Annotated in this window: 24 protein-coding genes; 16 read left to right on the top strand and 8 right to left on the bottom strand. The window is 59.6% G+C overall.

From position 1 onward, the window contains the following. Nucleotides 1-242: 242 nt before the first annotated feature. Complete coding sequence (locus QD409_RS30415) at nt 243-1,445, bottom strand: pyridoxal phosphate-dependent aminotransferase (RefSeq protein WP_430764502.1); 1,203 nt, start codon at nt 1,443-1,445, stop codon at nt 243-245. 528 nt (nt 1,446-1,973) lie between these two features. Here QD409_RS30415 and QD409_RS30410 point away from each other — a divergent pair. From QD409_RS30410 to QD409_RS30395, 4 genes are all read left to right on the top strand, one after another. Then, the gene (locus tag QD409_RS30410; RefSeq protein ID WP_430764501.1) at nt 1,974-3,119 is read left to right on the top strand and encodes a PQQ-dependent sugar dehydrogenase; all 1,146 of its coding nucleotides are present in this window, start codon (nt 1,974-1,976) and stop codon (nt 3,117-3,119) included. Between the two features lie 101 nt (nt 3,120-3,220). Next, nucleotides 3,221-4,111, top strand: coding sequence for a DMT family transporter (locus QD409_RS30405; protein WP_430764500.1), 891 nt, complete (start codon nt 3,221-3,223; stop codon nt 4,109-4,111). A gap of 487 nt (nt 4,112-4,598) precedes the next feature. Continuing rightward, nucleotides 4,599-4,814 (top strand): cold-shock protein, encoded by a 216-nt coding sequence (locus QD409_RS30400; RefSeq protein ID WP_004116423.1) that lies wholly within the window; start codon nt 4,599-4,601, stop codon nt 4,812-4,814. Nucleotides 4,815-4,957: 143 nt separating this feature from the next. After that, nucleotides 4,958-5,395, top strand: a complete 438-nt coding sequence (locus tag QD409_RS30395; RefSeq protein WP_092855839.1) for a BA14K family protein — start codon at nt 4,958-4,960, stop codon at nt 5,393-5,395. A 65-nt stretch (nt 5,396-5,460) separates the two neighbouring features. Here the strand turns inward: QD409_RS30395 and QD409_RS30390 are convergent, their stop codons facing one another. Further along, nucleotides 5,461-6,105 (bottom strand): MBL fold metallo-hydrolase, encoded by a 645-nt coding sequence (locus QD409_RS30390; protein ID WP_092855840.1) that lies wholly within the window; start codon nt 6,103-6,105, stop codon nt 5,461-5,463. Nucleotides 6,106-6,354: 249 nt separating this feature from the next. On the opposite strand from QD409_RS30390, the gene QD409_RS30385 reads away from it, so the two are divergent. The 6 genes from QD409_RS30385 (at nt 6,355) to QD409_RS30360 (ending at nt 11,230) form a co-directional block, all read left to right on the top strand. Next, a complete protein-coding gene (locus tag QD409_RS30385; RefSeq protein ID WP_430764499.1) occupies nt 6,355-6,990 on the top strand; it encodes a DUF1236 domain-containing protein in 636 nt (211 codons plus the stop codon). Nucleotides 6,991-7,235: 245 nt separating this feature from the next. Continuing rightward, nucleotides 7,236-7,499: a hypothetical protein gene (locus tag QD409_RS30380; protein WP_004116438.1), complete on the top strand. Its 264-nt coding sequence runs from the start codon at nt 7,236-7,238 to the stop codon at nt 7,497-7,499. Nucleotides 7,500-7,980: 481 nt separating this feature from the next. Further along, nucleotides 7,981-8,451 (top strand): MarR family winged helix-turn-helix transcriptional regulator, encoded by a 471-nt coding sequence (locus QD409_RS30375; RefSeq protein ID WP_208858720.1) that lies wholly within the window; start codon nt 7,981-7,983, stop codon nt 8,449-8,451. Nucleotides 8,452-8,525: 74 nt separating this feature from the next. Beyond that, nucleotides 8,526-9,230, top strand: coding sequence for a response regulator (locus QD409_RS30370; RefSeq protein ID WP_092855843.1), 705 nt, complete (start codon nt 8,526-8,528; stop codon nt 9,228-9,230). Nucleotides 9,231-9,254: 24 nt separating this feature from the next. Beyond that, on the top strand, nt 9,255-10,637 hold the full coding sequence (locus QD409_RS30365; RefSeq protein ID WP_430764498.1) for an ATP-binding protein: 1,383 nt from the start codon (nt 9,255-9,257) through the stop codon (nt 10,635-10,637). Between the two features lie 11 nt (nt 10,638-10,648). Then, on the top strand, nt 10,649-11,230 hold the full coding sequence (locus QD409_RS30360; protein ID WP_430764497.1) for a DUF1349 domain-containing protein: 582 nt from the start codon (nt 10,649-10,651) through the stop codon (nt 11,228-11,230). A 34-nt stretch (nt 11,231-11,264) separates the two neighbouring features. Here the strand turns inward: QD409_RS30360 and QD409_RS30355 are convergent, their stop codons facing one another. The 4 genes from QD409_RS30355 to QD409_RS30340 all read right to left on the bottom strand — a co-directional run bounded on the left by QD409_RS30355 (nt 11,265) and on the right by QD409_RS30340 (nt 13,720). Next, the gene (locus QD409_RS30355) at nt 11,265-11,606 is read right to left on the bottom strand and encodes a tRNA-binding protein (RefSeq protein WP_430764496.1); all 342 of its coding nucleotides are present in this window, start codon (nt 11,604-11,606) and stop codon (nt 11,265-11,267) included. Between the two features lie 121 nt (nt 11,607-11,727). After that, nucleotides 11,728-12,567, bottom strand: a complete 840-nt coding sequence (gene proC, locus QD409_RS30350) for a pyrroline-5-carboxylate reductase (RefSeq protein WP_430764495.1) — start codon at nt 12,565-12,567, stop codon at nt 11,728-11,730. 1 nt (nt 12,568) lies between these two features. After that, on the bottom strand, nt 12,569-13,069 hold the full coding sequence (locus QD409_RS30345) for a YbjN domain-containing protein (protein ID WP_004116454.1): 501 nt from the start codon (nt 13,067-13,069) through the stop codon (nt 12,569-12,571). Between the two features lie 393 nt (nt 13,070-13,462). Then, entirely contained in the window at nt 13,463-13,720 is a 258-nt protein-coding gene (locus QD409_RS30340; protein ID WP_430764494.1) for an accessory factor UbiK family protein, read from the bottom strand. 261 nt (nt 13,721-13,981) lie between these two features. Here QD409_RS30340 and lgt point away from each other — a divergent pair, with 261 nt between their 5' ends. From lgt to QD409_RS30310, 6 genes are all read left to right on the top strand, one after another. Continuing rightward, nucleotides 13,982-14,869, top strand: coding sequence for a prolipoprotein diacylglyceryl transferase (gene lgt, locus QD409_RS30335; RefSeq protein ID WP_092855855.1), 888 nt, complete (start codon nt 13,982-13,984; stop codon nt 14,867-14,869). A gap of 75 nt (nt 14,870-14,944) precedes the next feature. Beyond that, entirely contained in the window at nt 14,945-16,042 is a 1,098-nt protein-coding gene (locus QD409_RS30330; protein WP_430764493.1) for a class I SAM-dependent methyltransferase, read from the top strand. An 82-nt stretch (nt 16,043-16,124) separates the two neighbouring features. Beyond that, complete coding sequence (pgeF, locus tag QD409_RS30325) at nt 16,125-16,958, top strand: peptidoglycan editing factor PgeF (protein ID WP_425348578.1); 834 nt, start codon at nt 16,125-16,127, stop codon at nt 16,956-16,958. A 1-nt stretch (nt 16,959) separates the two neighbouring features. After that, nucleotides 16,960-18,111, top strand: a complete 1,152-nt coding sequence (locus tag QD409_RS30320) for a M24 family metallopeptidase (RefSeq protein WP_430764492.1) — start codon at nt 16,960-16,962, stop codon at nt 18,109-18,111. A gap of 58 nt (nt 18,112-18,169) precedes the next feature. Further along, the gene (locus QD409_RS30315) at nt 18,170-19,033 is read left to right on the top strand and encodes a hypothetical protein (RefSeq protein WP_430764491.1); all 864 of its coding nucleotides are present in this window, start codon (nt 18,170-18,172) and stop codon (nt 19,031-19,033) included. 106 nt (nt 19,034-19,139) lie between these two features. Next, nucleotides 19,140-20,072: a ribose-phosphate pyrophosphokinase gene (locus QD409_RS30310; protein ID WP_092855861.1), complete on the top strand. Its 933-nt coding sequence runs from the start codon at nt 19,140-19,142 to the stop codon at nt 20,070-20,072. Nucleotides 20,073-20,086: 14 nt separating this feature from the next. Here QD409_RS30310 and QD409_RS30305 read toward each other — a convergent pair whose 3' ends face one another. Both QD409_RS30305 and QD409_RS30300 read right to left on the bottom strand, forming a co-directional pair. After that, a complete protein-coding gene (locus QD409_RS30305; RefSeq protein ID WP_430764490.1) occupies nt 20,087-21,322 on the bottom strand; it encodes an MFS transporter in 1,236 nt (411 codons plus the stop codon). Between the two features lie 25 nt (nt 21,323-21,347). Next, a complete protein-coding gene (locus QD409_RS30300) occupies nt 21,348-22,808 on the bottom strand; it encodes a hypothetical protein (protein ID WP_430764489.1) in 1,461 nt (486 codons plus the stop codon). Nucleotides 22,809-22,824: the final 16 nt, after the last annotated feature.

Below are 22,824 nucleotides of genomic sequence, written 5' to 3'. Positions count from 1 at the left end.
GTCCAATGCCAGTGCCTGATGGCCGCAGCCGCCCAGAACATCAAGAAGATCGCAATGGCCCTCACCAAGGCCAGCCAACCGAGCCCCGCATAAGCAGAGGGAATCTGAACGGCCCGTTCAAAACATCCAGTCAACCTCGAAACTCAACACAAAATAAAACCCCGCCAAAAAATGACGGGGTTTGTCAGCGGTCTGAGGCCGCCATTTCTGGCGGGCTTTTCGTTGGACTTATCGTCGACTGCTTACTTGCAGGCTGCGCAGAAGCGCTGGATGCGGCGGCAAGCCTCTTCGAGCAACTCTTCCGAGGTCGCGTAGGAGATACGGAAATTCGGGCCGAGGCCGAAGGCCGAACCGTGCACGACGGCAACGCCTTCCGATTCCAGCAGCTCGGACACGAAATCCTCGTCCGTCTCGATGACCTTACCAGTCGGAGCCGTCTTGCCGATCAGGCCGGCGCAGGACGGATAGACGTAGAAGGCGCCTTCCGGAACCGGGCACGAGAGACCCTTCGCCTGGTTCAGCATCGATACGACGAGATCGCGGCGGCCTTCGAAGATCTTCTTGTTGCGCGGAATGAAGTCCTGCGGACCGTTCAGCGCTTCAACGGCAGCCCACTGGGCGATCGAGGTCGCACCCGAGGTCTGCTGACCCTGGATCATGTCCATGGCCTTAATGAGCTGCAGCGGGCCGGCGGCATAGCCGATACGCCAGCCGGTCATCGCATAGGCTTTCGAGACACCGTTCATCGTCAGCGTGCGGTCATAGAGGCTCGGCTCGACTTCGACCGGCGTGGCGAATTTGAAATCGCCATAGGTCAGATGCTCGTACATGTCGTCGGTCAGGACCCAGACATGCGGATGCTTGACCAGCACGTCCGTCAGCGCCTTCAGCTCGGCATGCGTATAGGCAGCGCCCGACGGGTTGGACGGCGAGTTGAACATGAACCACTTGGTCTTCGGCGTGATCGCCTTTTCGAGGTCGGCCGGCTGCAGCTTGAAGCTGTTTGCCTGCGTCGTCGCGACGAAAACTGGGGTGCCGCCGCAGAGCGCCACCATCTCCGGATAGGATACCCAGTAAGGCGTCGGGATAATGACTTCGTCGCCGGGGTTCAACGTCGCCATGAAGGCGTTGAACAGGATCTGTTTGCCGCCCGTGCCGACAATGGTCTGCTCGGGAGCATATTCCAGATTGTTCTCGCGCTTGAACTTGGCGGCGACCGCCTTGCGCAGTTCCGGAATGCCCGAGACCGGCGTGTACTTCGTCTCGCCGCGATTGATCGCGTCGATGGCAGCCGTCTTGATATTATCGGGCGTATCGAAATCCGGTTCACCGGCGCCGAGGCCGATCACGTCGCGTCCTTTTGCTTTCAGCTCGCGCGCTTTCTGAGAAACGGCGATGGTGGCAGAAGGCTTTACACGGGAAAGAGCGTCGGCAAGAAAGGCCATGGTGATCGGTCCTATTCGGTTGAAGTGGGCAGAAAGCCTGCGGACCAGTTTTCTGCGCTAAGCTCTATGTCGAATATGGGCCGACGTTTCAAGCGCAAAGGCGTCACAGTGGCTTTATTTCCTGGCTTTCGGGGGTCAGCTCTTCGATGTCAATTTCGAGCGCCAACGCGGTGACCGCGGCGGTTCGTGACTGGCATCCATGCCTTCATCCGCCGAGCAGCGTCCCGCATGGTCCCCTCGCGAACTTGAATCAATTTACGAAGCGCCTGATTCAACATCTCAGGAGAATCAGGATTTCCCTTTGTAAAATAACAGCTTGTCACAAATGCCGCCTCTCGCGAACCTATGCCAATGCCCCCTTGGTCAACAGGCCTATGCCTCCACGCACTCAATAGCTCTACGGATAGACGGATGGCCACACCGAATTCGCAAACACAAAGACGTTATCGACGCGGCACCCGGCCTTGAACGGCAAGTCGTTCGACCCACCTTGCAAAAGCAACGATACTTTGGGGCGGAGCAGGAAACATGCACGCGGGAATAACGGGAATTTCGGTTGCCTTCGCGGCATCCATCTTGCTGTCGGCCGGCATCGCTTTTGCCGAAACTCCGCAAACCTTCAAGACGCAAAAGGTGACAGTCAAGGTCGAGACGGTTGCCGCCGGGCTCGAACACCCTTGGGCGGTCGCCGTGCTACCGGATGGTGCCTATCTCGTCACCGAACGGCCCGGCCGCCTGCGCCTTGTCCGCGACGGCAAGATATCGCCCGCCCTCACGGGATTGCCCAAAGTCTATGCCCGCGGACAGGGTGGCCTCTTGGACATCGAACTCGATCCGAAATTCAGCAGCAATCGAACCCTTTATTTCACCGCCTCAGTGGCGGGGGACGGCGGCAGCGGCACAGCTGTCTTTCGCGCAAGACTGTCATCGGATGAAAAACAGCTGACCGATGTGAAGCGTATCTTCCTGATGAACAAGCTGTCGGGCGGCAATATCCAATATGGCTCACGCATTGCCATCGCCAGGGACGGCAGCCTCTTCGTCAGCCTCGGCGATCGCGGCGAACAGGACCGTGCCCAGGATTTTCAGGACGACGCCGGCTCCATCATCCATATCGGGGCCGACGGCAGCGTCCCTGCCGATAATCCGTTCAAGGACGGCAAACGCGCCCTGCCGGAAATCTGGTCGAAGGGCCATCGCAATCCGCAGGGCATCACCTTCGACCGCGAGACGAACAAGCTCTACACGTCCGAGCGCGGCGCCAAGGGTGGCGATGAGATCAATACGCCCGAAGCCGGCAAGAACTACGGCTGGCCGGTCATCTCCTACGGCACCAATTATGACGGTACGAAGATCGGCATCGGCACAGCGAAGAAGGGCATGGAGCAGCCGCTTTTCTATTGGGATCCCTCGATCGCTCCCGGCGGAATTGCCGTCTATCGCGGCAAAATGTTTCCGGAATGGAACGGCGCCTTCTTGGTCACTGCGCTGAAATTCCAGCTGCTGTCGCGCCTCGACCGCGATGGCAGCGGCAAGATCACCGAACGGGAACGCATGTTCGAGGACAAATTCGGCCGTATGCGTGACATCGTCGTCGCGCCCGACGGCGCGCTTCTGATCACGACGGACGAGGATAACGGCGTCCTTCTGCGGGTTTCCAGAGCAGCGGATTAAGCGTCGCGGGCTGGTCATCTGCGACGCCTTTCACCCTTGCCGCACGCAAAAGCAACTGCTAACGGTCACCTCAACTTTCCTCCCCTTCCCGCAGGATGCAGATGTCTCGCATACAGGCGAATTTGTTGTTGTTGCTTGCTGCCGCGATCTGGGGCGGCGGCTTCGTTGCGCAATCGACGGCGATGAAGGCGATCGGCCCCCTCTGGTTCATCGGCCTGCGCTTCGCCGTGGCCACCATGGTCGTCCTGCCCTTCGTGTGGATGGAAAGCAGAAAAGCAGCCAAACCGCTGACATCGCGCAACTGGCTCCTCCTCGCACTGATCGGCATCACCCTCTTCGGAGGTGCTGCAACCCAGCAGCTCGGGCTCTTGACGACGACGGTGACGAATTCCAGCTTCATCACCGGCCTCTACGTGGTCTTCGTGCCACTGATTGCCGTCGTCTTCCTGCGCCGCGCACCGCATTGGATCATCTGGCCGGCAGCGCTCATGGCGCTCTGCGGCATCTACCTGCTGTCGGGTGGCTCCTTCTCGCGCCTGACGGACGGCGATTTCCTGACCGTTATCTGCGCGCTGTTCTGGGCGGCCCAAATCACCCTCGCCGGCTCCGCCGTCAACGAAACCGGCCGACCGCTCGCCATATCCGCCATGCAATTCGCGGTTACCGCCGTGCTCGCCCTTGCTGTCGCAGCCGCCATCGAGCCGATTAGCATCGCCGCCATCCGCGCAGCGCTGGGCGAGATCCTCTATGTCGGCATCTTTTCGTCGGGTCTGGCCTTCGCTCTGCAGGTGATCGGTCAGCGCTATACGACTGCGCCACAGGCAGCGATCTTCCTTTCTTCGGAAGCCTTGTTCGGCGCATCCCTGGGTGCGTTGTTCCTGGGCGAGACCATGGGACCGGTCGGCTATGCCGGCTGTGCCCTGATGTTCGCAGCGATGCTCGCCGTTGAACTGGTGCCCGAATTGGTTCGCAGACGCAATGCGACGGCCTGAAATGCGCGCTATGGCTGTCTCTCTGCGACAGTTTTTGAAATTTTTTTGAACAATCGCAAACCGACGTTCGCGCCGGCCAATTTGGGAAAATTTCGCCAAAACTATATCGCGAACGATGCAAAAACCTTAGAAACTTGTCCGAAAGTGAGAAAACTTGCGAATCGCGTTAGCACAGTCGCATTACCGAACTGTGTTCCCAGCGATACGTTAAAAAACTTTTGCTTGCCAATTCCCAATAAACACAGCACTCTCAACGATGTTCGGGCATTTTTAGAGCATGGGAAGTCCTAATAGAATTGCGCGCCGGAGACGCTGATATTCCGGTCAGCCTGGTCAAAATGCGGGGTGGCAAACATCGCATCGAGACCATGCCGAGGTATAGGGGACCTTTTCCTTACAATTTCGAGAACTGCCTGCAAGCGCCCGCAGGGGCAACACAGTAATGCTGCCCGTGTGGATGGTGGGCAGAGAGAAAAGGACCTGAGGCATGGCCGAGACTGGCACTGTAAAGTTTTTCAATACCGATAAGGGCTTCGGTTTTATCAAACCGGACAAGGGTGGCGCAGACATCTTTGTACACATTTCTGCAGTTCAGGCTTCCGGCCTGGCAGGATTGTCGGAAAACCAGAAGGTAAGCTTCGACACGGAACCGGATCGCCGCGGCAAGGGACCGAAGGCCGTCAATCTGCAGATTGCCGGCTGAGACCTTGCGGTTATCATTCGAGTTGAGGCCCGGCAGCAATGCCGGGTTTTGTCATTCAGTCTCCATTCAGTTTGTCGCGTATAGTTTGCCTGTTATAAAAAAGCGGGAATGACGATTGTCCCGCTTCGTTAGAGGATAGGCCAATGACCATACTCGGCAAAACTCTCGTCATGTCCGCTGTAGCCGCGGCATTGACGGTAACTTCCATGAGCGCCGCGTCCGCTGATGAATATTGGCGCCATCGCGACCACGATGGTTGGGCGCTCGGCGCTGCCGGGCTCGCAACAGGCCTGATCGTCGGCTCTGCGATCGCCAGCCAGCCGCGCTATGTCGAGCCAGCGCCCGTCTACGCCGATCCCGGCTACGATGCACCTCCCCCGGCCTACTATTATCGCCCAGCGCCGCGCCGCGTCTATGTCGAGCGGGATGTCAGCTATTATGCGCCGCCGACGGCTTCCGGCCTGCGTCCGTGGTCTTCGGCATGGATGCGCTATTGCTACGATCGCTACAGAAGCTTCGACGGTCGCAGCGGCACCTATGTCGGCTATGACGGCATGCGCCATTTCTGCGCGGCCGACTGAGCCCGAACCTGCAAGCCGCCGAATTATCGGAAAAGCGCCGCGCCCTCATGCGGCGCTTTTTCTGTTCATAGCCCGCGCAGGAAAGGATTGGTGCGACGCTCGTCGCCGATCCGGCTGCCCGGCCCATGACCGCAGATGAAGCCGACCTCATCGCCCAGCGGGAAGACCTTGTCGCGAATCGAATCCAGCAACTGTTGGTGATTGCCGCCCGGCAAATCCGTTCTCCCGATCGAGCCGCTGAAAAGCACGTCGCCAAGATGGGCAAAGCCCTGCTTCCGGTTGAAATAGATGACATGGCCGGGCGCATGGCCGGGGCAATGGAAAACCTCGAACTCGTGCTCACCGAAGGAAACCTTATCGCCCTCCTTCAGAAAGCGATCGGGCACCACGTTGCGCACGCCGTCGATGTTGAACATCTTGCCCTTGGCCTCGAGATCCTCAAGCAGGAAACGATCGTCCTCATGCGGGCCGATCACCTCGATGCCAAGCGCCTCGCGAACCTCGTCGGCGCCGCCGGCGTGATCGATATGTCCGTGCGTCAGCCAGATGGCCTTCAGGGTGATGCCATTCTCGCGCACCGTCTGCAGGATAACGTCGACATCGCCACCGGGATCGACAACGACGCCTTCCTTCGTGTCCGGGTCGAACAGGATGGTGCAATTCTGTTCGAAAGGGGTCACCGGAATGATGCCGGCCTGGAGCATGCCCATGAAGTGCCTCGTCTGTTTGAATGTCGAGTTGCCGGTATAGCGGCAAACTCCGCGCAAAACAGCCCCCGGCAGTCTGCAAGTGCCCGGCACACGAGATCCCCCACATCGTTGAATCCGAAAATAGGCAAATAATTCCGACCCTTATTGGATCCGGTTTCCAGCCAGCAGCAAGGTCAAACCGTGTCGATCGGAACAGAGACGCGCGCGATACGTTGAGGCTATGTCTTTAAAGGCAGAAGGAGTGAACCAATGTCCTTGAAGAGAAATCTACTCCTGGCCGGCCTCGCCCTCGTCGGCAGCGCTGGCCTGGCGCAGGCCGAGATGTCCGCTACGACCGCGAGCGACATTGAAGTGCGCTCCGGGCCAGGCGCCGAGTTCCCGACGGTTGGCGTCGCGACGCGCGGCTCCCAAGCGACGCTGGATGGCTGCGTCGAGGGCAGTCGCTGGTGCCGGGTCGACGTCAATGGCATGCGCGGCTGGGTTTACGCGGAATATCTCAGCGTCGAACAAAATGGTGCGCAGGTCGTCGTCCAGGATAATCTCGACGATCTCGGCATCCCCACGATCACCTACGAGCAAACGGATACCATTCGAACCGGAAGCATCCAGGCCGCACAGCCCGGCCCTAACGACCAACTGCTCGGTCCCGTTGGGAACGGCGGCGATATCGTCGCAATCACTCCACCTGACGAAATCCGAGACTATATCGACGACAATCCGGTCGATACGGTCCAGCTGAATGGCAATGTCGTCGTCGGCGCCACAGTTCCGCAAAGCATCGAAGTGCACCGCATTCCAGACTATCAATACAGCTATGTCGAAGTGAACCACCAACCGGTGCTGGTCGATCCCGGCACGCGCCGTATCGTCTACGTCTATCAATGATTCGCTTAGGAAGCTGAGCAAAATGGCGAAATTCGCATGCGGCCGGAAGGCCGCATGCCTCCAAAGCGGATTTCCCCCGGAATTATCAGGGAATTCTCCCGTTTGAGTTGCTCTTCTATTTCCACCGAACAGTGCATGATGTAATCCTAATACCAGTGAGGATTATCGCCGCTCCCAGGCATCGATCCGGGACGCGACGAGAGGGCATCCGGAAGCGTCTCCGGAATTATGGGAGAAGGGCAATCATGGGAAGTCTAGGGCCTATCATCACGCAATTGATAGCGGGCGCTATCGGCGGCAATGCCGCAAGCGCCGTTCTGAAGCAGGACGGCGTCAATCTTATCGCTAGAACGATCGCCGGCGCCATTGGCGGGCTCGGCGGCGGTTTCATCCTCAACCTGATCGGCAGCGAAGCCCTCACCGGCCTGATAGCGCAAGGCATATCCTCGCTGATCGCCGGCGGTGTGCTTTCGGCGATCGTTGGCGCAGTTCTCGGCCGCAAGTCGTAAAAATCGGATCGCAGAGGTCGGATGGCATGTTCGGCCTCTGCGGATCCCATCAAATCCGTTTCCGAGCTGCGACTTGCTTCGCGTCTCTGCGCGCCCCCCTGTGATGACGCAGAAGCTTGATATGGCTGGCGCACTTGCTGTCCCAAATGTGATCGCTCTGTCGATGCGGTTCCCCTGTGGAAGACGCTCTCTTTCCGTCGCGCCTCCCACAAGGGCATATGTGTTCGAAACGACATTGCGTTCGGCGACTAACCGCTCTCGCCACGAGACTTTATCCAAGAGGCGGCAAGGATCGCCCAAAATATGTTGGAGTTTTGCCGGAACGGCACTTAATTTCCCGATACAATAATCTCTTTGAACCGCGCGGCATTGTGCGGAAGCAGCCGATGGCGTAAAATTACGTCAATAGCGCTGACATATTTTTGCGTAAATTTCGCAAATGTCCCAAAAATAAAAAGGAAATGCTATAGTGCCACGACAGATGAGCCAAAACGCGGCAAAGGCGGAGTTGTTGGCAACGCCGATGCAGAATGCGGGGAGCATCGATTTCGAGATCATCGAGCTGCTTTTCTTCGCCTACCGCGATTTCGTATCGGATCCGGATCAGATCCTTGTCAAGAGCGGTTTTGGACGGGCTCATCACCGCGTCGTGCATTTCGTTAACCGCGAACCCGGCATGACGGTTGCGGACCTTCTGGAAACATTGCAGATCACCAAACAGAGTTTGGCGCGGGTTCTCAAACAATTGATAGATTCGGGTTATATTCGCCAGGTCGCGGGTCCCGAGGACCGGCGACAGCGTAAGCTCTATCCGACGCAAGCCGGCCGCGATCTGGCGCTGGCACTGGCGGAGCCGCAATCGCGCCGTATTGAACGGGCATTCGAGGGCGCATCGGAGGCGACACGCGCAAGCGTAAAGCGTTTTCTGAGGGGGATGCAAACGGAGAAGTGACGGCAGTTCCAGCCACAGACCGCGCGGAATGCCTCATGTCGATCAACGGGTAGGACAGGATCGAGACGGATCGAATGACGACGACGAAAACAGTTATTTCGGACGATGCGGCACATCTTCTGGTCGTGGACGACGATACGCGCATCCGCGCCCTTCTCAATCGCTACCTTATGGAAAAGGGTTTTCGCGTAACAGCGGCGGCAGATGGCGCCGAAGCGCGCCGCAAGCTTGAAGGTCTCGATTTCGATCTCATCATCATGGACGTGATGATGCCTGGAGAATCCGGCATCTCGCTGACCTCGAGCCTGCGGGCCATAAAGAACATCCCAATCATCATGCTGACGGCGCTGGCTGAGGCCGATTCCCGCATCGCGGGCCTCGAAGCCGGCGCCGACGATTACCTGCCGAAGCCCTTCGATCCACGCGAACTGGTGCTGCGGGTCAACAACATCCTGCGCCGCAATATGCCGGCCGATTCCCCCAAGATCGAGCTTGTGATGTTCGGGCCCTATACGTTCTCCCTGACCCGCAAGGAATTGAAGAAGGCCGCCGAGCTCATTCGGCTGACGGACCGGGAACAGGAAATCATGCTGCTCTTCGCCAAGCGCGCCGGCGAGACCATCCCGCGCCACGAACTCATCGGCAACGAAGCCGAAGTCGGCGAGCGAACCATCGACGTCCAGATCAACCGGTTGCGCCGCAAGATTGAAGACGACCCGGCCAACCCTATCTGGCTGCAGACGGTGCGTGGCATCGGCTACCGCCTGAGCATAGACTAAGCTCGGCTTCCAGGATCAGCGGCGATGGTGACATTCGATTCAATCAGACGCGAGCAGGATCACACGCCGTCCAACGGGCTTCGGTGGTTTTCGCGCTGGATGCGCCGATATGTGTTGCCGACGGGCCTGTATGCCCGCTCGCTGCTCATCTTCATCCTGCCGATGATCATCCTGCAGGCCGTCGTCACCATCGTCTTCATGGAGCGACACTGGCAGATGGTGACCCAGCGTCTGTCGATGGCGACGACGCGCGACATCGCTGCCATCATCACCATCATCCAAACCTATCCGCAAGACGCCGACTATTCCGCCATCACCCAAATGGCGCGGCAGAAGCTCGACCTCAGCGTATCAATCGAGCCGGGCGGAGAGTTGCCGCAGCCGCGCGACAAGCCTTTCTTCTCAATCCTCGACAGCATTCTGAGCGACGAGATAAAAGATCAGATCAACCTCCCCTTCTGGATCGACACAGTCGGAAACTCCAGCCTGGTCGAGATCCGCGTCAAGCTGCCTGACAAGGTGCTGCGGGTCTTTGCCAAGCGCAGCCAGACCTATGCCTCCAACACGCATATCTTCATCCTCTGGATGGTCGGCACCTCGCTGGTACTGATCGGCATCGCCGTGCTGTTCCTGCGCGGCCAGATCCGGCCGATCCTGGCCTTGGCGCAGGCAGCCGAGAGTTTCGGCAAAGGGCAGCGGCTCGAAAACTATTCCCCTCGAGGTGCCGACGAGGTTCGCCGCGCGGGCCTTGCCTTCATCCTCATGCGCGAGCGCATCGAACGGCAGCTCGAACAGCGCACGGCGATGCTGTCAGGCGTCAGCCACGATCTGCGCACGGTGCTCACCCGCTTCAAGCTCCAACTAGCCCTCGTCGGCGACAATCCCGATCTCGTTGGCCTCAACGAAGACGTCGAGGATATGCAGAGCATGCTCGAGGGCTACATGGCCTTCGCGCGCGGCGAAGCGGAAGAGGATGTCGGCCGGTTCAAGCTCAGCGATATCCTTGAGAAGATCCGGCAGGATTTTACCTTGCACAGCCAATCCATGGACTATGCCATCGAGGGTGACGACGAGATCTCCGTTCGCCCGAATGCGTTTACCCGCCTGGTCACCAATCTCGCCACCAATAGCCGCCGCTATGCCAAGAGCCTGCGTATAGAGGCCAAGCACAGCGCCAAATGGCTGACGATCGTCTTCGACGACGATGGCCCGGGCATTCCCCCCGAAGCGCGCGAGGATGTCTTCAAGCCATTTTTCCGGTTGGATTCCGCTCGCAATCTCGACAAATCCGGCACCGGACTCGGTCTCGCCATTGCCCGCGATATCGCCCGTAGCCACGGCGGCAACGTCACCCTCAGCGACAGCCCGCTGGGTGGCCTGCGCGCCACCATCCGCATACCTGCCTGAGGAGACGCCCTATGCCCCTCGATATCGATGGCATGCATTGGCTGAACGCGCCCCCGGTCTGGGAGATGAACCAGGGGCGACTGCTCGTGCGCTCCGACGACAAGACCGACTTCTGGCAGGAAACCTATTACGGATTCCATCGTGACAACGGTCACTTTCTTGGGCAATCCCGCCGCGGCGATTTTACCGCGGAAGTGACCTTCATCGGACATTACCGCGAGCTCTACGATCAGGCCGGCCTGATGGTCCGGCACGACGCCGGGCACTGGATGAAATGTGGGATCGAATATACCGACGGCGCCAAGCATTTCAGCGTCGTCGTCACCAACGGCAATTCCGACTGGTCGGCCTTCCGCCTGGGCCATGAATTCGACGCCATGTCCGCGCGCGTAACACGCAACGGTGATGCCCTCTTCGTTCAGTACCGCACCGATCGGATGAACGAGTGGCACATGGCAAGGCTCGCATGGTTCGATCCGGCACTGGAGGAGGTATCCGTCGGCCCGGCCTTCTGCTCGCCGCATCGCGAAGGCTTCGAAGCAGAATTTCTCCACTTTAGCCTGACCGACCCTCTTTCAAGGGATATTCACTGAGCCTGTTTCCCTTCGATTGCGAAAGGGACGCAGCTCACATCATCCTCCTGCCGTTCGGCACCGACTGCGTCACCGCGGCGAGGACGATTGCCCCTGCCTCATCCTCGAAACCCAAGGTCAGCACCTCGGAACGCACCGGGCCAATCTGGCGCGGCGGAAAATTGACCACGGCGAGCACCTGCCGGCCGACAAGCGTCTCCGGTGTGTAGTGGACGGCAATCTGCGCGGACGAGCGCTTGACGCCGATCTCCGGTCCGAAATCGATCCGCAGCTTGTACGCGGGCTTGCGCGCTTCCGGAAAATTCTCGGCCTCGATGATCGTCCCGACGCGAATATCCACCCGCTCGAAATCCCCGTAGGTGATTTCTTCCGTCATACCTCTGCCTTTCTTGTAGAAAACTAGAACGGTTCAGCGTTTCAGAGAAGCGCTGAACCGTTCTAGCTTTTTTTACGCAATTCCGGACTGAAAACCGCTGCGCACTTTTCCTGCAATTGCTCTAGCCGGCCAGTTCCTGAGCCCGTTTGCGGGCCGCTTCGAGCGCCGCATCGAACAGAGGCTGCATGCCGTCTTCTGCCATCAAAACACCCAGCGCAGCAGCAGTCGTGCCGCCGGGCGAGGTTACGTTCTGACGCAGGCGCGAGGCGTCATCGGGGGACTGATGGAGCAATTCACCAGCCCCCGCGACAGTCTCCCGTGCAAGCCGCATAGCGAGGTCCGCCTGCAGGCCGAGCTTGCGCCCCGCCTCCGCCATGCATTCGACGAGATAGAAAACATAGGCAGGCCCGCTGCCTGAAACTGCCGTCACCGAATCGATATCAGCTTCTCCCGGCACCCATTCGACCGGACCGGACACCTTCAGGAGGTTCTGAACCAGCTGCCGTTGGCGCTCGTCGACCCTGGCATTGGCAAAGGCGCCGGTGACGCCGCGCCCGACCATGGCAGGCGTATTGGGCATCGCCCGCACCATCGCAGCATCGCCCAGGTGCTTCTCAAGCGAGGCGATCGTCTTGCCGGCGGCGATGGACACCACCACCGTGTTTTCATCCATAACGGCTTTGAACGACGGCAGAACCTCATCCATGACCTGAGGTTTGACGGCAACGAAGAGGACACCCGCCGTCACACCCGCGGGGACGCCGGTGGCATGGCTCGCGCCGGCATCCGCAATCATCTGCCGCATTGGTTCGGACGGATTGGGATCGACGACGATCACCGAGGATCCCGGCACCCCGTTCTTCAACCATCCCGTCAGCAGCGCGCCACCCATATTGCCGGCGCCGATCAGGATGATCGGCCCGGAGGATGCAAGTGTACTGGCGGAATGTTCGCTCGTCATATCACGCTTCGCCTACCGTTTCGAAAAGCACCGCTTCCATCGCGCGGTTGGCATCGAGGCCGGACCACACCACGAACTGGAAAGCCTGATAATATGCTTCGCAGGTGTCAAGCGCATTGGAAAGCAGCACTTCCACCTGTCGGTTGGTAGGCTCCGCGCCGCCCGAGAGCAGCAGCGATTGACGGAAGATCACGATGTCCTCCTGGCGCCACAGATCAAAGTGCCCCATCAGCACCTGGCCGTTGATGCAGGACAGCAGCTTGATCACCTCGTTGACGCGCGGCTCGGGCACCTTCACGTCGAAAGCGCAGGCGATATGCAGCGCCTCGAATTCTTCCATCCACGAGAAAGAGACATGATAATCGGTCCACTTCCCTTCGACGGTCATGGCGAGCTCGTCCTCGCCGGACCGCTCAAACGACCAGTCGTTGTTCGCAGCCACAAACTCGATCATGTCAACCGGATTCGATTGTCGTTCGACTTCCACTTCCATCAGGCTCATGCAGCACCTTCTTGACCGGAACGAATGCAGTTTTCACGTGGTCCAACACTGAGAGAACGCAAACAGTTTTACTCCGGAGACATCCTCGGGATGATGTTGAACGGCTGCCAGACTATCGCGTCCACCCTGCCCGGAGCTTACCAAGTCCGTTTCGAATCATCATTTAAAATCAGTGTATAGCGGCATGCCCGGCCTGCCAGCCCCTGAGCTTCGTTTTTGGAAACGGCGCTGTGGACAGCTCTTCCGACGTCTATTCAGAAGGGAGTCATAACCGACTCTGACGATTGGCTTTTTTGCCTATGTCCACAGGTGGATAAACTGATAAAATTTTCAGCAAAAAAATGCGCGGCAAACGCGTGCCGCGCCGATCTGCAGCGAAGGATTGTTCGCCTGTCAGCCCTTCGAAGCCAGCTTTGCTTCGAGCGCTTCGATTCTCGCGAGCAGCGCCTCGTTTTCGTCGCGCGCCTTGATCGCCATCTCGCGGGCAGCCTCGAATTCCTCGCGCTTGACGATATCCATGCTGTTCAGCCAGCGCTCGGCATGCGCATTGAAAGCGGTCTCGATCTCGCGACGCACGCCCTGCGCAGCACCGGCGGCATCGGTCATCAGCTTAGCGAATTCATCCAAGATACGATTCGGTCCAGTGCTCATAGCAATCTCCTTGCGGCCGTCAGCCCTGAACGGCCAGGCATCGATGTGGGCCAGATAGTGCTGAGGTAAGATTTCCAAGGGGTCGATGCAAGCAAATAGAGATAGGACGGGACAACGCAGCCCCGATAACGCAGCGAACAACAAACGACTTGACCGTTTCGGCAGCGAACGCCATGTTCCGCGCACATTTGCATATAGCATGCTCTCATTCCGAAAAGGCAGAGTGCTTTCTGGAATCATGCGACAACGGGCCTGACGATCTTGCTGACATCCGCCAATCTCGCCGCCATCCTGCCGTTTCCGGATATCGATCCGATTGCCGTTTCTCTGGGACCGCTCTCGATTCACTGGTACGGGCTTGCCTATGTGGCGGGCATTCTGCTCGGCTGGTTCTATGCCCGCCGACTGGTCGACAACGGCAAGCTCTGGCTGAACGATACCGCCCCGATGACGCGCCAGCATCTGGATGACTTCATCCTCTGGGTCGCTCTCGGCATCGTTCTCGGCGGCCGCATCGGCTATATCCTGTTTTACGATCTCGATCAGGTCCTGGCCAATCCCATCCGTGCGATCCAGGTCTGGAACGGCGGCATGTCCTTCCATGGCGGGTTGATCGGCACGACCGTCGCCATGTTCCTGTTCGCAAGGCGCAACCAGATTCCTGCCTGGAGCATGTTCGATATCGTTGCGGCCGTCGCGCCGATCGGGCTTTTCTTCGGCCGCATCGCCAACTTCATCAATGGCGAACTCTGGGGTCGGGTAACCGACGTTCCCTGGGCGATGGTATTTTGCAGCCCGCATGTGATTGCCGCCCATAACGGCGCCTGCCCCGCCGGCCCCGATCCGCGCCACCCGAGCCAGCTCTATGAGGCCGGCATCGAAGGCATCATCCTCTTCCTTGTTCTCTTCATTCTCACGCGCTGGGCCTTGGCGCTGAAGAAACCCGGCACGGTCAGCGGCATTTTTGTGATTGGCTATGCCTTCTCGCGTATTTTTGTCGAATTCTTCCGTCAGCCTGATGAGCAGCTCGGCTATCTTCTCGGCACGAACTGGCTGACGATGGGCATGGTCTTGTCGCTGCCGATGGTGGCCATCGGTCTTTGGGCGGTCATTCGTGCCCGCCAGGCAGCTGCCGGGCAGACGGCGTAAGTTGGGTTCAATATCGCGTGATCGTTGCAAAAACCGCCCCCGGTTTTCCGGATCATGCATTAGCGAAAGCAAAGAATGACGACGGCGCTCGGTGAAAAGATCAAAGCCATCATCCGCACGAATGGGCCGCTGAGCATTACGGATTATTTTTCCCTATGCCTCGCCGATCCGATGCATGGTTATTACAAGACGCGCGAACCCTTCGGCCAATCCGGCGACTTCGTCACCGCGCCTGAAGTCAGCCAGCTGTTCGGCGAGATGATCGGCGTCTTCGTGGTACACGCATGGCAGCGCCATGGGGCGCCGGCGGATGTGCGCCTGGTCGAGATCGGCCCCGGCCGTGGCACGATGATGTCAGACATGCTGCGCGTCATAGGCAAGCTGGCACCACAGCTCTATGACGCCATGACGGTACACCTGGTCGAAACCAGCGAGCGCCTGCAAGGCTTTCAGCAGCAAACTCTCGAGGCACACGGCGCGAAGGTCTCGTGGCACACGGATTTCGGCGAGGTGCCAGAGGGCTTTACCCTGCTTGCCGCCAACGAACTTTTCGACGCCATCCCCATTCGCCAATTCATACGCACCGCCAACGGCTTTCGCGAGCGCGCGGTCGGTCTTGATATCAACGACGAGCTGACGTTCACCACCGGCGTCGCCACGCTTGATCCCGCATTTCTTCCGGAGGGCGGCCTTCCGCCGATCGGCGCCATTTTCGAAGTCGCACCCGCCCGCCAGGCCGTCATGACGACGATCTGCGACAGGCTGAGCGCCCATGGCGGCACCGCGCTCGCCATCGACTATGGCCACATGGCGACGGGTTTCGGCGATACGCTGCAAGCCGTGCGCATGCATGAATACGACCCGCCGCTGGAGCACCCCGGCGAAGCGGATCTGACCAGCCATGTCGATTTCCAGCATCTGGCGCAAACTGCGCTCGCATCCGGCATGCATATCAACGGCTGCTGTCACCAGGGAGATTTCCTCATCGGGCTCGGCCTGCTGGAGCGGGCGGCGGCGCTTGGCCGCGACCAGGATGCGGCAACTCAGGAAAACATTCGCGCCGCTGCGGAGAGGCTGGCCGGTGCCGGTGAAGGCAAGATGGGAGAGCTCTTCAAGGCGCTCGCGGTTTCCAGCCCGGCGATCGATCTCCTGCCCTTTCGTCCCGTCAGCTGAACCCTGACCATCGATCCTGCGGATTGACAGCCCGCGTCAGGCTGGGCCAACATCTCGGCCAAATCGAACTCCTTCGCCGCGGCTGCGTTATTCATCGCACGACAGGCTAAACCAGGTACCAAGGACGCTCCAGTTGCCGACACCAATTGCAAGCACGCTGCTGAGCGCCACCAAGGCTGCCGGCATTCGCCATGGCTATTTCACCCGTGCCGGCGGCGTTTCGGAAGGCATTTATCGTGGATTGAACGTGGGACTCGGCTCGAAAGATGAGCGTGAGCATGTGCAGGAGAACCGCCGCCGCGTCGCCGATTGGTTCGGCCTCCCGCTGCAGCGACTTGCCACTGTGCATCAGGTCCACTCCCCGGATGTCGTGACGATCGTCGCAGATTATGACGGCAATCGCCCCGAGGCCGACGCGATGGTAACGGCCACGCCGGGCATAGCGCTCGGCGTACTTGCCGCCGACTGCGGCCCCATCCTCTTCGCCGATCCGGAAAATCGGGTGATCGGCGCCGCTCATGCCGGTTGGAAGGGCGCGCTGACGGGCGTGCTTGAAAACACCATCGACGCGATGGAGGCGCTTGGCGCAAAGCGTGAGGCAATCATTGCCTGCCTCGGCCCCTCGATCAGCCAGGCGAGTTATGAAGTCGGCCCTGAATTCGTCGACCGTTTTCTCGCCCACGATCCGAGCTATGCCAAATATTTCGCTCCGTCCGAGCGGACCGGCCACGCCATGTTCAATCTGCCGGCACTGACTGTCGACCGCCTGCGCAAGGCGGGCGTGACAGCCGATAGCCTGAACCTATGCACCTATCCGGACTCCGACCGCTTCTTCTCCTATCGCCGCACGACGCATGCGAAGGAGCCGGACTACGGCCGGCAGATCTCGGCCATCGCGATCGAGGAGACGAGTTGATATGGCCCTGCATTTCGACCGCAGCGAATTCGACGCACGCCTGGCCCGGCTGCTTGCCAGGATGCAGGAAGAAAAGCTCGACGCCATGCTGCTCTTCGCGCAGGAGAGCATGTACTGGCTGACCGGCTACGATACGTTCGGCTATTGCTTCTTCCAAACGCTGCTGGTCAAGGCAGACGGATCGATGACGCTTCTGACGCGCTCTGCCGACCTTCGCCAGGCGCAGCTCACCTCGGTCATCAAAGATATTCGCATCTGGGTCGATCGCCTCAATGCCGACCCCACCCTGGATCTGAGGGAACTGCTTGCAGATCTCGATCTTCTCGGTGCCCGGATCGGCATCGAATACGATACCCATGGCATGACGGGCCACATCGCCCGCCAGCTCGATCATCAGCTCGCCAGCTTCGGCCAGATTGTCGATGCCTCCTATATCGTCAGCCGCCTACGCTTGACGAAGAGCACGGCGGAGATTGCCCGCGTCGAGCGCGCCGCCACGCTCGCAGACGATGCGCTCGATGCAGCATTGTCCATTATCAAGCCAGGCGCCGACGAAGCCGATATCCTGGCGGCCATGCAGGGCGCCGTCTTTTCCGGCGGCGGCGATTATCCCGCCAACGAATTCATCATCGGCTCCGGCCCGGAGGCCCTGCTCTGCCGCTACAAATCCGGCCGCCGCAAGCTCGATGCGGATGATCAGCTCACCCTCGAATGGGCTGGTGTCGACGCGCATTATCATGCCGCGATGATGCGTACGGTCGTCATTGGCAATCCGAGCCATCGCCATCGCGAGCTCTATAGCGCCTGCCTGGAGACTCTTCAGGCGATTGAAACGATCCTGGAACCCGGCCATACGTTCGGCGATGTTTTCGATATGCACGCCAAGATTATGGACGAGCGCGGTCTTGCCCGCCACCGGCTGAACGCATGCGGCTATTCGCTCGGCGCACGCTTTTCCCCCTCATGGATGGAGCACGAGATGTTCCACATGGGCAACCCGCAGGAGATCGGGGAAAATATGTCGCTCTTCGTACACATGATCATCATGGACTCCGACAGCGGCACTGCGATGACCCTCGGGCAGACCTATTTGACGACGTCGCAAGGCCCGAAGGCCCTCTCCCGCCACCCGCTCGAATTTCTTAACCGTTAGCGGCGTAAGATAACGATCCTGAACGGGAAGACCGTCAAGAGGAAGGATCGTCGCGCAAATGGGACAGGTCAGGACAATATTGACTGTCGCCGGCTTTTGCCTCGCGCTCTCTGCCTGCAACACCACGGACGCATTGACGCCGCCCGAAGCCATTGGCGATGCCGGCTCCACGCCTGTCACACAGCGCGAAGTCGAGCGCATAGCCGCAGCGCCACAGGCCCGCCGGAGCCTTCAAGACACGCAGCAGAGTTACAGCTATCAACAGCAGTCCTCCCAGCAAGGCTATCAGCCGCAAAGCTACGGCGGAGGCGGCTCGCTCGACGAACAGGCGTCGGCACTGAGATCGAACGGCACCAACCCCTATGCCTCCCGCCCTCTCAATGACGCCCGCACCGCGCCGATCGCGCCAACCAACAATCAGTTTTCACAAGCCGACGAGCAGCGCGAGGCAGACCGCCGCCTCTCGGACGATCCGCCCCCACAGCAGCAACAGGCTGCCGACGATCCGCAGCCGGACCAGCAACAGGCATCGCTGCCGCCCACAGCAGCAACCGGCGGCAGCAGCATCCGCTTTCTGCCGATCATCGGCGCACCGGTGCAAGCCGTCACGCCGCTCTCGCGCCAACTCGGTGCGGACGCCCGTTCGCTCGGCCTGACGATCAAGAGCTCCAGCGACGCGAGCGCAAGCTACATCTTGAAGGGCTACCTCTCCGCCTTCGAAGACGGGCCGCAAATCTCCGTGACTTACGTCTGGGACGTCCTGGATGGTGCCGGTAACCGCGTGCACCGAATCCAGGGGGCGGAAAGCGCGCCGCTGAAGCGCGGAGACCCCTGGACGGCCGTTCCGCCTGCTGTCATGCAGAAAATCGGCACCAAAACCATGTCAGAATTCAATTCCTGGCGCAATTCCAGCGGTGGATAGCCACAAGCTTTTCATAAATATGAAAGGTATCGCACCCCTCCCCCCTTGCATTCGAGAGCAAGGCGGTTAAAAGCGCGGCTATCAGGTTGGTAACAGGCGGGCCAAGATGAAGGTTTTCGCAGGCAATTCGAACCGGCACCTCGCCGAAGCGATCTGCAACTATCTCAATCTTCCTTTGGGTAAGGCAAGTGTCCGGCGCTTCGCGGACCAGGAAATCTTTGTTGAGATCCAGGAAAACGTCCGCGGCGAGGATGTGTTTGTCGTTCAGCCGACATCGTTTCCGGCCAACGACCACCTCATGGAATTGTTGATCATGGTCGACGCGATGCGGCGCTCTTCGGCGCGGCGCATCACGGCAGTTCTTCCCTATTTCGGCTACGCCCGCCAAGACCGTAAGGCCGGCCCGCGCACGCCGATCTCGGCGAAGCTCGTCGCAAACCTCATCACCGAGGCCGGTGCAGACCGCGTGCTGACGCTTGATCTGCACGCTGGCCAGATCCAGGGCTTCTTCGATATCCCGACGGATAATCTTTATGCTCTGCCGATCCTGACGCGCGACATCGTGGCGAATTACGATATCGGCAATGTCATGGTGGTTTCGCCCGACGTTGGCGGCGTGGTGCGTGCCCGCGCGCTTGCCAAACGCCTCGACTGTCTACTGGCGATCGTGGACAAGCGCCGTGATCGCCCGGGCGAATCCGAAGTGATGAACATCATCGGGGAAGTCGCCGGCAAGGATTGCATCCTGATCGACGACATAGTCGATTCCGGCGGCACGCTCTGCAATGCCGCCGAGGCGCTCCTGAAGAATGGCGCGACCAGCGTAACGGCCTATATCACTCACGGCGTTCTGTCCGGCGGCGCCGTGACCCGCATCGCCAATTCGAAGCTGAAGGAACTGGTGATTACCGATTCCATCCAGCCGACGACTGCGGTGCAGTCGGCTCCGAATATCCGTGTCATCACGACGGCAAGCCTTATCGGCGAAGCCATTAACCGCACCAGCCAGGAAGAATCGGTTTCCAGCCTGTTCGACTAAGGTCGGACAGCGTTTCAGGAGGCTTTGGCTTCGGCGGGATGCATCTGCTTCCATGCCAGCAGACCGATTCCGATCAAGCCGGAGATGAAGACGGCTGCGCCCGACCCCATGATCGACGGCGCGATGCCGAACCATGCAAACAGGCTCGGCGACATGAGATAGGCCAGAAATAGGCCGGAAAAGATCGCGCACATCATCAGACGATAGACCTGCCCGAGGCGATGCGGTTCGCTGCGCGTCTGCATCAGATGCAGCATGGCCAGATTTTCGAAGGGACCGTTGATTGCCGCGAAGCACGCGACCATCATCAGCCACATCCGATCATGCATCAAAGGCAGCAGGAAAACCCCTGCCCCGAAAATCAGCTTCGCCGCGATGATCCAGACGACCGGTCGGCGGGGCTTGATGCTGCTGAGAATGAGGTTGGTCGTGACATTGCCGACGCCATAGGCCGTCATCATCAGGCTATAATCAGTCAGCGGATCGGTGCTGGTTTCGCGCAGATGCAGGATCATGCCGAGCAGGATGCCCATCGCCCAGGCGATGTTTCCCATCAGATTGGTGAACAAGCCATAGAGAATTGCCGCATGGCCGCGGGCGACGCGCCACCCACCGAGGACACCGTCCACAACGGCGGCCATTCCGGAAAATTCGCGTCGGCGCGGTGCGGCTGGCAGCTTTGCCACCGCCAGCCAGACGGCAAGCGCCGAGAGCAGGAACGTTGCAGCCGTCACGGTGAAGAATTGTGACTTCGGCAAGAAGCCGTTCACGAGCGCAATCAGGCTTGGCCCGAGAATGCGCGCCATGCGCCGCGTGGCATCGAACAAGCCGTTGGTCGCATGCCGGACATCGGGATCGACGGCGATGGTCGGCAAGGTCGCCTGCAGCGACGGGTCGAATGCCGACGTCAGCAATGCAATGCTTCCGGCAAGTACCATCAGCAGCGGCAGGCTCATCAGATGCAGAAGGCCGGCAAGCGACAGCATCAGTAGGAGCGCCGCCCTTACGAGATCGGTCGCGATCATCGTAGTGCTGTGCCGCCAGCGATCCGTGAGGATGCCGCCGAAAAGACTGCCGAACAGGAGCGCGCCGGACTGCAGCGCGGACACATATCCCGCATTGCTGCCGATGAAATCCGCCGCAATCCAGACGACTGCGACCATGTAGAATTCCGAGCCGGTGGCCGCCAGCACCTGACCGGCCCACAGAAGAGAGATCGAGCGCTGGCTCAACGGCCTCAGAACAAACATGGTAGCATTCTGATTTCGGATTGGCTTATTTCATGACCTGGCCGTTGACCGTCACGCTGCCGGTGTCGGAAAGATCGATATCCCAGCGCGAGCGCCCATCCGCATCCGTCTTGGCAAAACCCTTGGCCATCATCAGGCCGAAGGAGAGCTGGGAAAGATCAGCCTTCGTCTTTGCGGCTTCCTGCACAGCGGCAATCGTTTTGTCGAGATCGCGGGCGAGCACGGTCATCTTCATGGACACGCGGTCCTTCTCGGTCAGCCAGCCGCGCATGCTGCCGGTGGCCTCGACGTCGTAGAGACTGGAAACGGCGCTGATCTTCGGGAAATTGATCGTCATCGTTCCATCCGGGAACATGGCCTGCTGCAGCTTGGTGTCCACGGCCGCATTGCTTTCCGGGTCCTTGAAGTCGCTCTGCTGCAGGACCTCCATCAGAGCCGAAAAGTTCAAGTTCGGCACCTGCAGCTGGAAGTCGGCGGCATCGGGAACGAAGGCCATAAAATCGTCAGGCACGAGACCCGTTGCGAGGGTCAGCTTCTCGGCATTCAATCCGAAATCGGCGCTCATCGCATTGGCCGGCCCGGCAAGCTTGACGAAGTAGCCGAGTTTCTGCAGGCCGCCATCGCCAAACGGCGTCGTGACGGCAATATCCTTGGTGGCAATGGACTCTTCGAACGAGCCGACGATCGGCATGGCTTCCAGCAGCAGCGCCTTCAGCGCCTTGCTGTCCGCATCCGACAGGGTTTTCTCGTCCTTGTGCTCGGAAACGAAGTGCAGCAAGGAGTTCACCGCCTTCAACGGCAGCTTGGTCGCGCCGACGTTGAAATCGATCGCCGCGATTTTCACTTCGCCGAGCGCTACATCCTCAGACGAAATCTTGTCGTAGAACGACTGCATGCTGCCGTTCATCTTCATGTCGAGCCTGCCCGGTTCGCCGCTGTCGGCAGAAGAGAGCGTGTAGCCTATGCTGTCGACCGTGGCGTCGTTCTTTTGAACGCTGTTGTTTTCGTCCGTCGTCTTCGTGGCGAAGGTGATGCCTTTGCCCTGCAGATCCATCGAACGCAAATAATGAAGTGCCGGATCGAAGACGCCCTTGAAGGTGGAGGAAGCCAGCGCGTAGCGGAACTCCATGGCGGGGCCGCTGCTGGGCTTGGAGTTGGCCGTGATATCGAGTGCATTGTTGCCTTCGATATTCCAGAGACCGCTATCCTGCGGCGTTGCGAGCATCATCAGCGGCTTCAGGCCAGTGATCGTGAGATCGCTGACATCCAGCTTGCTGAACAGCGTCTGCAGATCATAGGTGATCTCATAGTGCGGGCTGACCGGCTTTACCGAAATTCCGCCGCTCTTGACGATATCGTCAGGCAGGAAATAGGTCAGGTTGTTGAACAGGTCCTTCGCACCCTGCTCGTTGACGTCAGCCGCTTGCGCAACGCCAGCCACACCCGCAGCAAGAACAGCTGCCACGGCAACCGCTTTGAAACGCATAATTCACCCCCAAAAA

It is taken from the genome of Rhizobium sp. BR 315 (genome assembly GCF_050577975.1).
GTDB lineage: Bacteria > Pseudomonadota > Alphaproteobacteria > Rhizobiales > Rhizobiaceae > Rhizobium > Rhizobium miluonense.
The sequence above is the reverse complement of the archived record's forward strand: the minus strand, read 5'-3'. Positions and strand labels throughout refer to the sequence as shown.